Source organism: Janthinobacterium leeuwenhoeki (assembly GCF_051380795.1).
GTDB lineage: Bacteria > Pseudomonadota > Gammaproteobacteria > Burkholderiales > Burkholderiaceae_D > Janthinobacterium.
In genome coordinates, this window is sequence record NZ_JBNYXT010000062.1 from 1 (window position 1) to 12,787 (window position 12,787).

Genomic DNA, 12,787 nt, shown 5'->3' on the forward strand with positions numbered 1-12,787 from the left:
GCTTCCTTCAGATTCGCAGTCACCCGCGACACCCTTGCCGTTCAGCTAACTCTTCCCCTTGTCGGGCGAGTAGAGGACTTTCACCTCCAAGTGAGTGCGCCCTGCCGGGCGCACCACAAAAAAAGGCCGCCGATGCGGATGCACGGGCGGCCTTGTCATAGGCGGCAACTGCTTGCCGGCAAACTGACTATTCGCCCAGGTAGATAAACTTGAACAGGAAAATGGCGGCGATGATGTAAGCCACCACGGACACTTGCTTGCCCTTGCCCGTCAACAGTTTCAAGACGGCATAGGTGATGAAGCCGAAGGCGACGCCGCTGGCTACCGAATAGGTAAACGGCATCATCAGCGCCGTGATGGCCGCAGGAATGCTTTCCGTGCTGTCATCCCAGTCGATGAAGGTCAGTTCGCGCAGCATCAGACAAGCCACGTACAGCAGCGCGGGCGCTGTCGCGTACGGCGGCACCGTGTGCGCCAGCGGGGCAAAGAACAGGCTGCCCAGGAACAGCAGCGCGACGGCCACGGCAGTCAAGCCCGTGCGGCCGCCCGCTTGCACGCCGGCCGCGCTTTCCACGAAGGCCGTGGTGCTCGACGTGCCCAGGCAGGCGCCGGCGGCGATCGCCGTACTGTCGGCCAGCAAGGCTTTGTTCATGCGCTCCATCTTGCCGTCTTTCAACAAGCCGGCACGGTTGGCCACGCCCATCAGGGTGCCCGTCGCATCGAACAATTCGACCAGGAAAAATACCAGCACCACGTTGATGATGCCGATCGACAGCGCGCCCATGATGTCGAGCTTGAACAGGGTCGGCTCGATGGCGGGTGGCAGCGAGACGATGCCGTTGAACTGGTTGCCGCCAAAGAAGAAGCTGGCAATGGTGATGGCGAGAATGCCGATCAGGATAGCGCCCTGCACCTTCAGACGGTCCAGCGCGACGATGATGAAAAAGCCGAGGATGGCCAGGATGGGCGCCGGCTTATGCAAGTCGCCCAGGGCGATGATGGTGGCCGGGTTCGACACCACCACGCCGGCGCTTTTCAGGGAAATGATTGCCAGGAACAAGCCGATACCCACCGTGATGGCCGTGCGCAGCGCGGGCGGGATGCTGTTGATGATCATCTCGCGCACCTTGAACAGGCTGACCAGGATGAACAGGCAGCCGGAAATGAAGACGGCGCCCAGCGCCACTTCCCAGCTCATGCCCATACCCTTGACCACCGTGTATGAGAAGTACGCATTCAAGCCCATGCCCGGCGCCAGCGCAATCGGATAGTTCGCGTACAGGCCCATGATCAGGGTGCCGATGGCGGCCGCCAGGCAGGTAGCGACAAAAACGGCGTCTTTCGGCATGCCCGCGTCGCCGAGGATGGACGGGTTGACGAAGATGATGTAGGCCATCGTCAGGAACGTGGTCAGGCCGGCCAGCAGCTCCGTGCGCACATTGGTTCCGTTGTCCTTCAGTTTGAAATAGCGTTCCAGGAACTGCATGATTAACCCCTTGTTTTGGTAAAACCGCGCGCCTGGTCTTGGACTATGCGCATCTTTTTTTCTTGCAACAACACTTGTTTACTTGCCTGGCGCGCTAGCCGGCTTGAAGGCCCACCAGCGGCTGCCCGCAAAATTCCAGGCCAGCCCGATACCCGTCGCCAGCACCTGCGCCAGCCAGTAATACCAGCCCAGCTGGTGTACCAGCAGCCACATCAGGCCCGTATTGATGCACCAACCTATGCCCAGCAAGGTGAAATACTTGGAAGCCGCCTCGCCGTGTCCCTTGTCGCTTTTAAACGTGAAAAAGTAATTGAGGAGGTAGTTGACGACGGAACCGAGGATGTAGCCGATACCGGACGCGGCGGCGGCGCTGATGCCTGCCCACTCCACGCCGCCCCACAGTACGCTGTATTGCACGGCCGTGCCGGAAGCGCCGACGGCGGCGAAACGTAGAAATTGCTGATGCAGGGAATGAGACATTGTCAATTTTCAAATGAAGCGAAAGCCAGGAACGAGCCAGAATAAAAAATGGCTACGATTGCTCGTAACCATTTTTCAGCCTGCATTTTACTGCAAGTTGCGCCCAACGTTCATATTCGCCGCCGTTTCGACTCTTAATCGTTGCGCTGACGGCGCCGGCGCCGCCACACCAACAGCGCGATCAGCAGCAAGATACCCACGATGCCGCCCGGCAGCATGAACGGCTGTACCCGCGCCAGCACGGGTTTCTCGCCGCCGCTGCGCGCCTGCGCCACATACGCGGGGGTGACGGACACGTCCGGGTTGCCATACTGTTTCAGCACGTAATTGGCGATAGCGGCGATCTGCTCGTCCGTCAAGGGCTGCACATAGGAACGCTGGTCGAAACGGGGCATGAAGGCTTCATGCTCCTCCCCTTCGATCTTGCGCTCGACGCCAAACAACATGGCCGAGACGAGGTTGGCCGGCGTGTTGCCGCCCGTCGCCGTATTGTGAAACAGGGCAGGATACGCCTGGCCCGTGCTGCCGGCGCCACTGGCCGAATGGCAACTGGCGCAATAGCCGGAAAACAGCACCGCCCCGCTGTTGAGCGAATGATGCTCGGTGGAACCGGCCATGCCGCGCAGCAGCGGCTCTTCGCTGGCGGCGCTACCGTGGCTGAACGCGGCCTTGGTCTGTCCCGGCGCGCGCACGGGCGGCACGGTGCGCAGCCACGCGACGATGGCGGCCACGTCGTCATCGCGCAAAAATTGCAGGCTGTTCTGGATGGCTTCGGCCATGCCGCCCGCCGCCTGTCCTTTTCCTTCCACGTGGCCCGTCTTCAGGTAGGCCGTGAGTTCCGCATCCGTCCACGCGCCGATGCCGCTGACCTTGTCAGACGTGATGTTCGGCGCATGCCAGGAACCGAGCGACGCGCCCGCCAGGGTCTGGCTGCCGATTTCCGCCATCAGCGCGTTGCGCGGCGTGTGGCAAGCGCTGCAATGCGCCAGGCCTTCGGCCAGATAGGCGCCCCGATTGATCTGCGCGCTCTTCGTTGGATCTGGCACAAAGCGTTTATTGTCGAGGAACAAAGTGTTCCAGCCCAGCATGGACAGGCGCACATTGAACGGGAATGGCAGGGCCGTCTGGCGCGCCGGTTCATCGACGGGCTTGACGGCCTGCATGAAGTAGTCATACAGGTCGCCCACGTCCGTATCCGTCAGCTGCGCATAGCTGGTGTAGGGCATGGCGGGATACAGATGGCTGCCATCGGCGCGCACGCCTTCGCGCAGCGCGCGCGCAAAGTCGGCTTCCGTGTAGTGGCCGATGCCGCCTTTTTTCGATGGCGTGATATTCGTCGCGTAAATCGTGCCCAGCGGCGAGTCGATGGCATAGCCGCCCGCATACGGCTTGCCGCCCGCTGCCGTATGGCACGCCATGCAGTCGGCGGCGATGGCCAGGTAACGGCCCCGCTCCAGGCGCGCATCGGGGCCAGCCGCAGCGACTGCAGCGGGCGCGGCCGGGCGGTCCGGCGTCAGCGTGACGGGCGGAACAGGTGGCGCAGCGTGCGCGGCCAGCGGCAAACCGGCCGCCAACGCCAGGCCGAGCAAGAAACGGCGCATCATGCTGCCTCCCTTGCCAGGGTGCGGGCGATGTCGTCGGCCGCGCGCAAGCCGAGCGCGGCCATGCTGAGGGTGGTGTTCACCACGCTGGCCGACGGCATGGCGCCGCCACCCGGCAGCCACAAATTGGCATGGTCGTGGGCGCGGCAATTGCCGTCGACCACGGAGTCAAGACGGTTCGAACCCATGATGACGCCGCCCATGATGTGGTTGTTCGCGTTCAGGCTGTCGGTGATATGGAATTCCACGGCGCCGAACAGTTTGCCGATGTGCTCGAGCTGCGCATGCGCGGCCTTCGCGCCATCGCGCACGTAATCGCCCACGTCGTAATAAATATCGGGACAGGCCAGGCCCAGCGGGTCCTTGCGCGTCTTGCTCAGGGTCAATCGGTTATGCGCCTCTGGCAAGGGCTCCAGGCTGATCGACAAGTCCACGCCAAAGGCGGCGCGGCGGCGGATTTCATCGTCGAGATCCTTGCCCACCAGGCCCAGTTTCAACGACTGCTGGGTAGCGGGGCCCACCCTGGTGATATTGTTCAGGATCATCTTGTTGGCCGAATACTGCGCGCGGAAGGCGCCATCGCGCGGTCCCACCAGGCAGCTGCTCTGCGCAGGACCACGCCCCGTCCAGATCGGTTCATTGGCGAGGAAAGTACAGTGGAAACCCGAATGGTCCATCATGTTGCGGCCCACCTGGTCGGAACTGTTGGCGATGCCGTTCGGATTGTTCCGGTTCGCCGCCAGCAACAGCAAACGGGGCGTTTCGATGCCATTGCAGGCAATCACGAAAGCCTTGCCCGTCGCCATGTGCGACTGTTTTTTCGCGTCATACCAGTGCACGGCTGTCACGCGGTTGTTGTGGTCCGTGTCGATGCGGTAGACGACGGCCTCGGCCAGCACGCCAGCACCCTTCATCTCGGCCCGTTCCACATGGTGGATGCCGTTGTACATGGCGCCGATGGGGCAGATCGGCTGGCAGTTATTGTTGCCGCAGCACGTGGGACGGCCCTGCCATGGGCGCGTCGAGCGGCCTTGCGGGATCGGCACGGAACGGTAGCCGTGCGGGTTGACCACTTCGGCGAAGCGCTTGTCGCCATAGCCCCAGGGCACCATGTCCATCGGGTACGGCGCGCTGCGCTCGCTGGGCGATTGCAGGGCCGGATCGTTGGGGCCGGCCACGCCCATTTCCTGCTCGGCGCGGCAATAGTACGGTTCCAGCTCATCATAGGAAATGGCCCAGTCGCGCCCTACCCCGTAATCGCTCTTCATGCGCATGTCGGACGGCAAATGGCGCCAGCACGACGCGGCCCAGTGCCAGGTCGTGCCACCCACCGTGCGCAGATAGCCCTGCTGGAAACTGCTGCCGCTGGGACCGGACAATTCCACGTAGTTATTCTTCGGGAAATACAAGGGCGCGGGCGCGTTCTCCGCCTGCGGATACAGGCCCTGAAAGTCGGAACCGACGCGGTTTTCGAACGGCATGTTGCGCCAGTTTTCCACGGCTTGACCCCGCTCGATGCGCAAGCCCGCTTCCAGCATGATCACGGAATGGCCTTGGGCGGCCAGCTGGTCGGCCATCATGGCGCCGACGACACCAGACCCGACGATGACGACATCGGCGACGACGTCGCCATTACTCTTGAATTGTGGTGATTTCATTTTGCTTGCTTGCCTTTCGGTTCGGGAGTGCCGGTAGTAGCCGGGGCCGGTACGGGTTTTGGCGCCACAGGCGCAGAAACGCGCACGGCCGGCGGCGCCTTCAGCCACCACAGGGGGCCATAATTGCAATACGTGGGCACGACCTGGCCATCGGCCACCGTGCGGTACATCAACGCTTCCGCATACGCGACGACGATGGATTTGGTGCCCTGCGCCGCGTTGCCGGCGACCGTGCCCGTGTACCAGGCGGCAACGATGGCCAGCGCCAGCTCGCGCAGACTCGCATTCGCGGCACTGGCGGCCGCCAGCAGGGCCTTGGCTTCCTGGCCCGTGACGAGCAGCGCGCCCAGTTGCGGCAAGCGGTCGGCAAAGCCGGGCACGTTCGTGCGCATGGCTTGCTCGATGCGCGCCGCCGTCGCGGCGGACAAATCGCGGTGGCCCGTGATCGTTTGCGACAAGGTGTAGAACAGCATGCTGGCCGGTGCCAGGCCGGTCGCCGGAGCGCTGGCCGGCGCCTGCATGGCGGCGGACAGGGGATTGCTCCAGAAACCGGCCTGCGCCAGCAAGGCGGCCAGGCCGATCAGGGCGTGGCGGCGGCTGATGCGGGGAAGGGATGAAACGGATGTTGCAGATGCTTCGCTGCCTGGATGGTTCATGAGACTCCCGCAAGACTTGTTGTTTTATTGATTTCGATGATTGCGCCAGATTACATTTGCGCATAAATGGAACCGGTTCCATATTATCCTACAGAAGTAAATAGTCTGCCAATGAAGTACTACTACCGAGTAACTGCCTGGTGCGATGCCTGCATGGATTCAGGCGTTTCGCGCAGGCAAAACGCCAGTCGCGGCTGGCTACCCAGGCGATCATGGAAGTCGAGCACGCTGCCGCCAGCCAGGGCCGGCTTGCCCGGCAAGGTCAAGGGCAGATTCACGCGCGTCTCCACGGGCCAGGCGGGATAGAGACAGAAGGCATGCGGCATCTTTGAAATGATTGCAAGTACGCGGAAAAATTGGCAACATGGCAAATAAAGGCACGTTTGCTTCATTGCGACCATTCGCCGCCATCCGCAACAACCTAAGGGAGCACCGATGCACGCCTTGCCGCTTTCCGACCTCGCCCACGTCCTCACCAGCTTGCCCGCCCCCTGCCAGTTGCGCCTCCAGCGTGACGACGACGATGACTTTGCCGCCGCTCTGTATCGCTCCACACGCGACGACCTGCGCCAGATGCCGGCCGAGCCCGCCGTCATCGAACAGTTGATCGCCATGCAGCAGCGCATGCAAAGCCACGGTTATCGCCAGGCATATCCGCACGCCGCGTACCTGGTGCTGCAGCATGGCGACACCCCCATCGGCCGCCTGATCCTGGACCGTCAGGGCGAAGTGCTGCACCTGGTCGACATCGCCATCCTGCCCGCCGCGCAAGGCCAGGGCGCCGGCAGCGCCGTGCTGCGCGGCCTGCAGGCGCAAGCGGGCGCGCAGCAATGCCGGATCCACCTTGCCGTCAACAAAAGCAACACTGCCGCGCGCGCCCTGTACCAGCGGCTGGGCTTTCGCCTGCGCGGGGAAAACGAGGTGCAAGAGCAACTGGAATGGAAGGCGCCATAGTGACGGCGCCGAAGCCGCCCAGCACCTGGCTGCAACTGCCGCTGCGCTTCGACGTGGCGCGCATGCAGCGCGACAGCGACCAGTTCGCCGCCGGCGAGTGGATCAGCCATTTCAATACGGGCGCCTACGACACGGGCTGGAGCTGCGTACCGCTGCGCTCGCCCAGCGGTGCAGCCGGCCACATCATGCCCGTCGACGGCGCCACCTACGCCGCCACGCCGCAACTGGCGCGCTGCCCCTGCCTGCGCGAGGTGCTCGCCAGTTTCGAATGCGACATCCGCGCCGCGCGCCTGATGGCGCTGGCGCCGGGCGTCATGATCCGCGCGCACCGCGACGCCGGCGCGTCGCTGGCCGATGGCTTGATCCGCATCCACATCCCCATCCACACTTCGCCACAAGTGCTGTTTACCATCGATGGCGAGAACGTGCACTTTGCGGCCGGCAACGCCTGGTATATGGACGCCAGTTGCCTGCACGCGGTGCATAACCGGGGCACGCTGCCGCGCATCCACCTCGTGCTCGACTGCGTCACCAATGCCTGGCTCGAAGCGCTGTTCGCCTCGGCCGGCTTCGTGCCGAAAGCAGCCCACAAGTATGGCGACCCCGGCATCCACGATGGCAATGTTTGGGCAGTCATCGCCCAACTGCGGCTATCGCCCTCGCCTGCCAGCCTGGCGCTGGCCAGGGAATTGGCCGCCTTGGCCGACGGGGGCGCGCCGTGAGCGCCGCGCCGGGCCTGGCCCAGCAAGAACGTTTGCTGGCCAGGGGCGAGGCGGTGGCATGGCACGAGGGCATGGATCTGCGCGGCTGGTATCCGCTGCACGTGCAAAGCGACGAGGCACTGGCGGACGCCAGCATGTGCTGGCGCGAACTGGGGCAAGCAGCTTTCAGCGACGCCTTCTTTGTCAATACGCTGGCGCGCCAGCCGCATGAGCTGCGCCGCGTCTGCCGCACGCCGCTGGCGGCACTGGCGACGCTCGGCGATTGCCTGGCGCCCGACGCTTTCATCTTCCACGTCTCGCGCTGCGGCTCAACCCTGCTGAGCCAGCTGTTGGCTTCCTTGCCGCAGTGCATAGTCATGTCCGAACCGCCCGTCGTCGACTCGCTGCTGCGCCTGCATCACGACAGCGGCGAGCGGGCCGCCAGCAGCATCCTGCTGCGCCAGGCCATCCTGGCCCTGGGCCAACGCCGCTCGGGCGACGAGACGCACTTCTTCATCAAGTTCGACTGCTGGCACATCCACAGCCTGGACTTGCTGCGGCAAGCATTTCCCGGCACGCCCTGCCTGTTCGTCTACCGCGAACCGCTGGCCGTGCTCGCCTCGCACCAGCGCCAGCGCGGCCCGCAAATGGTGCCCGGCATGCTGCACCCGGCACTGTTGCCGCTGCCCGCGCACCAGCTGGCGCCGGGCGATATCGATGGCTATACGGGCCTGGTGCTGGCCAGCCTGTTCAACGCCGCCTTGCCCCATGCGGCCGCCGGCCAGCTGCAGTTAATCGACTATAAACAATTGCCAGATATCCTCTTCAGCGATTTATTGGCCCGCTTCGGCATCACCCCCACAACGACGCAGTTGCAAGCGATGCAGGCGCGCGGCGGCGTGCACGCGAAATACGGCACGGTCTATCGCGGCGATCCGCCAGTACCTGCGGCAAGCGGCCTTGCTGCCATCGCCGCGCAATTGCAGCCCGGCTATCTGGCGCTGGAAGCGTTGCGGCTGCATGCCGGGCAAGGCCAATGATTGACGAATATCCTGAAAAGCAGATACACGCTGGTGCAATGGGACCAGCGCGATGCCGGCAAAACCTTGAAGCTGAATCCTTCCCCCACACAGCCATCCGTCGGGCAGATGGAGCAGGAGACGTATCAAGTCATACAATTTCTGCGCAATGAGTTAAAGCAGGAAAAAATATACTTGCCGGGCAGTTCCAGGGGCAACGTCCTGGGCTTTGATATCGTCAAACTTCACCCGGAACTGCTGCATGCCTACTTCACTTCCAATCCTGTCGCGAGCCAGCTGGAAAGCGAGAAAGAATTGCTGAAAACCTTGAAAACCCATTTCAAGGACGATGCCGTCGCCAGCCGGGAACTGGACAGCATCAGCTTCCCGTTTTCTGGTGACGAAAGCATGTTCTATTTAAGGAAATGGCTTTTTTACAAGGATGGCAAGGAATTGCCCCTGAAACGCAAAAAGCCCAACCGGTGAAGGCTGGGCTTTTTGCTACTACGTGTTCTGGCTCCCCGACCTGGACTCGAACCAGGGACCTGCGGATTAACAGAACGGGGCTCCGGCAAGCCTATGGGCACCGAGTCAAAGAAACGTAACGGCTTTCTGCCCCCTTGGTGCTGCCACCCACCAAGACCGACCCATAACTGAGACAGCATGGCCCTATCGAAGTCACTGCTGCAAAAAAATTAAATCAGATCAATGACTTACCGCTTCCGAACACCGAACAGATACCGACTGCAGGAGCCGAGCCAATTCACAATATATGCGCAGACTCACAGTTCCAAGTTTATATAGCAAGAAACGCTAGCTCTACAATGCTGAGGGGGTAGCGATGACTCATTTTTTCTCGCGCCAATCCTTTTTATAAAGTAACTCAGTATGGCTCAATTTTAAGACTTTGTATTTTGTTAAAATATTTTCTGTTGATGTGCCAAATTTATGTGCCTCATCAAACGATAAAAATATCTGCTTCCCCTTAATGGCGGACAAAATTCTTATAATTCGTCTTGTTGCTGCAACCTCAATGTTTTTATAGATTACAGAATCATGAATAACAAATGGCAATCTAGTAAGCGAAAGAATTGACATATCAAATCCAATTAATCCAGCGTACGATTTCCCTGTTCCGGTATCATCTGGACACGTGAAGCTGTAGGAGTTGGCATTTTTTATTCTCAATTCCGAACTATTTCTTTTTGCCCCATAGACAACTTTATTAAAAGCCTTCAGCTTCGAATTTATCTTTGATTCAATATCTAAAAATATTCTCGTATAGATCATATCCAATCGCTTAGATGAAATCTTGATCGCTTCATCTAGCTGAATTTTTTTCTCAAAGTATCTATTCTCATCTAATGCCTTGTCAGTATTTTCTTTCAACTCAAAGGCACGATTAAACAAATCATCCGGCATGCCCTTTGATTCCAACGCGGTACGAATGCCGGAATCTAGCGCAAGAATTTCATTACTTAGAAGGTTATCTTGATCCAAAGAAACAGCCAATTCATCCTTTAATTCTTTTTTAACAATGCTTCCTATTTTTTGATGAAATGCCTCAACTTGCTCAATTTTATCAACATTAACTGAAGGAAAAAATTCAGCGACAAGAGCAATATTTGCTGATAATCGTGAAGTGATACCGGAAATCTCACGCTGCAATCGTCTAACTTTGCTTTGAAGCTCATTTCTAGCATCAGTAAGATCATTCTTCCGCTGCTTCATTTGACGCAAACTTGCATCAAACAAAGCTTCATAGGCGTTAATTGCTCCACCAAGCCCTTGCTTTAGTTCCTCAATTTTTTCGGAGTTATCACGAATGGAATTTTTATTCGCCTGATATTGGCTCTTGTCAATATTCGGTATAATCTGCGCATTCATAGAACTAGAGATCAGTTTTTTTCTCTCCTTTTGCTCATCCATCCCCTTTTTTTCTGACGCGATGTCACTACTACGTCCAAAAAGATCGATCAGTCGGCCTATAGCAGGCCCGTTGGGTTCCTTTAGAAAGCCTATAAAAGGTTGATCTGGCTCCAGTCCACCTTTTTTCCAGATACGACTAAATGGACTTACGATTCCACGATAAGAGTTTTCTTGGTTCTCAAGGCCATAAAGAATCTTGAGTTTCCCACGAAATACGTCTATAGATATCTCCTCTAATCGCGAATAATCCTCATCACAAACATGAACAATTTCGGAACGATCCGTTGATCGGGAAAAATAATAGTTAACACCAGAAAATGCAAACATAAAATCATAATAATGATGACCGAGAGCTTTGATTGCACCAGCATCATCCGCCAGGAAGCTGTCACCACCTTGCACAAAGTCTACAACCATCAGTGCGGTTGATTTTCCAATAGAATTCTTTGCCTCATCATCACCCAATACAACATTTAATCCGTTGTGAAAATAAATTTTTGCATGATTGAAATATAAACAAGCAATCTCTTTAAGCATATTCAACCACTCCAGAGTTCTGTTGCACATCTAAAATATCTAAAACAAATAAGATATCCATCGCATGTAAAAATTCACTGGCATCATAAAACTGGTCATTAGTTCTAGAAAAAACTTCCAAAACCGTTTCACCCGATCTCTTTTCAGCAAGAATACATTTCATTTTAAATATTGTAGATTCCTCAAGCCGCGTGAATTTAGTTGGAACTAGCATCAAAAACCTCACAATTCTGCACGAAGAAGGAAGTAAGAACTTTGGATGCCAAAATTGGCTTATTGGTTTTTGCACTTATCCACTGAGCAACATAATTAAAAACCAAATCCTTGTTTTCCGGATTTTGCCTATTAATAGCAAGATAATATGAATTAATTTGATTTTGCATAATCCGAACTGCGGCCTGATCCTGTTGCTCCAACATTTTTATATGATCACGTATTCGCACGTAAAAACTAATAGCATTTAACTTGATTTCACGCTTTTGAAGCGGGCTCATACCTTTTTTCAGTTTATTATCTACAGTGGAAACATCAAAACCTATTGGAATAGGCTCAGCTCCGTCAAAATCGAATGTTGAAATTATATCTAAAATTTCACACACCTCTTCTTGAAGAGTATGCTGTGAGACAGTCAATCTTGCTTTAGCTGCACTCAAGAAGCTATCTTTATCCGATCGAAGCTTCACAAACTCTTCAATTTTAAAATCCTTGTCATATTTTGAATGACAAGTTGGGCAAAGAGCAATTACATTCTCTAGTGCATTGATAGCCCCCGGTAAGGAATAGCCCTTTAGAGCCGAAATTTGTACTGACGTCGGATTTAAAGGATAGATATGGGCCACCTCATAGCCTTTAGATGGTTTCTTAGAACCCTTCTTTTGAAACAAAATAGGTAGCGTGCATAGAGGACAGATGCCACCAGTCTCCGCATATAGGATGCTGTGTTCATTTTCATTGTAACTATCCCTCTTTGCCGCCATTTTATATTCCTTTTAGCGTTGCTTGTATGTGAACTTCTGGTCAATTCGAAATTCAGCAATAGTCGGTCTATCACACGGCGGAAATTTGGGCTCGAAGAGGCATTTCCGACCTGAATTCTGCCGTATATAGACAGGATAACATCTTGCCCGATGGAAAAACACAAATCATCACATACATACAACGACAAATATTCACAAGGCGCAAAAGAACTACGAGCGGCCATATTTGGACCGCCCCCCCCCTCCACACCTACGCAGCCATCAACTCCTCCTGAACTACAACACTTCCCCTCCCCGCGCCCATCAACGCTTTCGATGCGCTATTAGATGCCTTCTCCAAAGTCTTCAACGACAAGTGCGCGTACCGTTCAGTTACCTTTGTGTCCGAATGCCCAAGGATCTTCTGGACCTCGTAGATAGTGTGGCCGGCATTCACCAAGAACGAAGCGAACTGATGCCGAAGATCATGTAAGCGCAGATGCGGTAGATTAGCCTTCACCCGCAACCGCCCCCAGACCTTATTCACAGCAGTCAGCCGCTCCTTGGTCTGCAAGTTGATGAACAGATGGTCCGACTTACCCTCAGTGCCTAATTGGTCGAGAACCTCCATAGCACTGTTGTTCAACGGGATCGAACGTACACGCTTAGACTTGGAATTCGTCGCCGGAATACTGCTGTGGTCTAATTTGCCCGGACACCTCAATAGGTGGAAAATCCACCATCTGAGGAAAAAGCATGACAACAAGAAAACGTAGAACCTTCGAGCCGAGCCTGAAACTGGAAGTGGTC

Annotated in this window: 14 protein-coding genes and 1 tRNA gene; 4 read left to right on the forward strand and 11 right to left on the reverse strand. The window is 56.7% G+C overall.

All coding sequences use genetic code 11. The annotated features are described in order from the left end of the window. Positions 1-187: 187 nt before the first annotated feature. From ACQ4WS_RS25160 to ACQ4WS_RS25185, 6 genes are all read right to left on the reverse strand, one after another. Entirely contained in the window at positions 188-1,486 is a 1,299-nt protein-coding gene (locus ACQ4WS_RS25160) for an NCS2 family permease (RefSeq protein ID WP_298409879.1), read from the reverse strand. Positions 1,487-1,564: 78 nt separating this feature from the next. Further along, positions 1,565-1,966: a GtrA family protein gene (locus ACQ4WS_RS25165; RefSeq protein WP_436479680.1), complete on the reverse strand. Its 402-nt coding sequence runs from the start codon at positions 1,964-1,966 to the stop codon at positions 1,565-1,567. 134 nt (positions 1,967-2,100) lie between these two features. Then, positions 2,101-3,570 (reverse strand): c-type cytochrome, encoded by a 1,470-nt coding sequence (locus tag ACQ4WS_RS25170; protein ID WP_436479681.1) that lies wholly within the window; start codon positions 3,568-3,570, stop codon positions 2,101-2,103. Further along, the gene (locus ACQ4WS_RS25175) at positions 3,567-5,225 is read right to left on the reverse strand and encodes a GMC family oxidoreductase (RefSeq protein WP_436479682.1); all 1,659 of its coding nucleotides are present in this window, start codon (positions 5,223-5,225) and stop codon (positions 3,567-3,569) included. The genes ACQ4WS_RS25170 and ACQ4WS_RS25175 overlap by 4 nt, the downstream gene beginning before the upstream one ends. After that, positions 5,222-5,881, reverse strand: coding sequence for a sugar dehydrogenase complex small subunit (locus tag ACQ4WS_RS25180; protein ID WP_436479683.1), 660 nt, complete (start codon positions 5,879-5,881; stop codon positions 5,222-5,224). The genes ACQ4WS_RS25175 and ACQ4WS_RS25180 overlap by 4 nt, the downstream gene beginning before the upstream one ends. 122 nt (positions 5,882-6,003) lie before the next feature. Continuing rightward, positions 6,004-6,159: a hypothetical protein gene (locus tag ACQ4WS_RS25185; protein WP_436479684.1), complete on the reverse strand. Its 156-nt coding sequence runs from the start codon at positions 6,157-6,159 to the stop codon at positions 6,004-6,006. A 157-nt stretch (positions 6,160-6,316) separates the two neighbouring features. Between ACQ4WS_RS25185 and ACQ4WS_RS25190 the strand changes: the two genes are divergently transcribed. Genes ACQ4WS_RS25190 through ACQ4WS_RS25205 form a run of 4 tightly spaced genes read left to right on the forward strand, consistent with a single transcriptional unit; the run spans position 6,317 to position 9,041 of the window. Beyond that, positions 6,317-6,835: a GNAT family N-acetyltransferase gene (locus ACQ4WS_RS25190; RefSeq protein WP_436479685.1), complete on the forward strand. Its 519-nt coding sequence runs from the start codon at positions 6,317-6,319 to the stop codon at positions 6,833-6,835. Beyond that, positions 6,820-7,557, forward strand: a complete 738-nt coding sequence (locus ACQ4WS_RS25195; RefSeq protein WP_436479686.1) for an aspartyl/asparaginyl beta-hydroxylase domain-containing protein — start codon at positions 6,820-6,822, stop codon at positions 7,555-7,557. Before ACQ4WS_RS25190 ends, ACQ4WS_RS25195 begins: the two co-directional genes overlap by 16 nt. Further along, complete coding sequence (locus tag ACQ4WS_RS25200) at positions 7,554-8,576, forward strand: sulfotransferase family protein (protein WP_436479687.1); 1,023 nt, start codon at positions 7,554-7,556, stop codon at positions 8,574-8,576. Before ACQ4WS_RS25195 ends, ACQ4WS_RS25200 begins: the two co-directional genes overlap by 4 nt. Beyond that, a complete protein-coding gene (locus ACQ4WS_RS25205) occupies positions 8,577-9,041 on the forward strand; it encodes a hypothetical protein (RefSeq protein ID WP_436479688.1) in 465 nt (154 codons plus the stop codon). A gap of 28 nt (positions 9,042-9,069) precedes the next feature. Here the strand turns inward: ACQ4WS_RS25205 and ACQ4WS_RS25210 are convergent. The 5 genes from ACQ4WS_RS25210 to ACQ4WS_RS25230 form a co-directional block, all read right to left on the reverse strand. Next, a tRNA-OTHER gene (locus ACQ4WS_RS25210) sits at positions 9,070-9,139 on the reverse strand. A gap of 262 nt (positions 9,140-9,401) precedes the next feature. Continuing rightward, positions 9,402-11,021 (reverse strand): DUF2326 domain-containing protein, encoded by a 1,620-nt coding sequence (locus tag ACQ4WS_RS25215; RefSeq protein ID WP_436479689.1) that lies wholly within the window; start codon positions 11,019-11,021, stop codon positions 9,402-9,404. After that, positions 11,014-11,235 carry an ABC-three component system middle component 7 gene (locus ACQ4WS_RS25220; RefSeq protein WP_436479690.1) on the reverse strand — a complete coding sequence of 74 codons (222 nt, stop codon included), beginning with the start codon at positions 11,233-11,235 and terminating at the stop codon, positions 11,014-11,016. Before ACQ4WS_RS25220 ends, ACQ4WS_RS25215 begins: the two co-directional genes overlap by 8 nt. After that, on the reverse strand, positions 11,219-11,998 hold the full coding sequence (locus tag ACQ4WS_RS25225) for an ABC-three component system protein (RefSeq protein WP_436479691.1): 780 nt from the start codon (positions 11,996-11,998) through the stop codon (positions 11,219-11,221). The genes ACQ4WS_RS25220 and ACQ4WS_RS25225 overlap by 17 nt, the downstream gene beginning before the upstream one ends. Positions 11,999-12,248: 250 nt before the next feature. Then, positions 12,249-12,787: site-specific integrase (locus ACQ4WS_RS25230; protein ID WP_436479692.1), on the reverse strand; the 539-nt coding region annotated here is incomplete at its 5' end.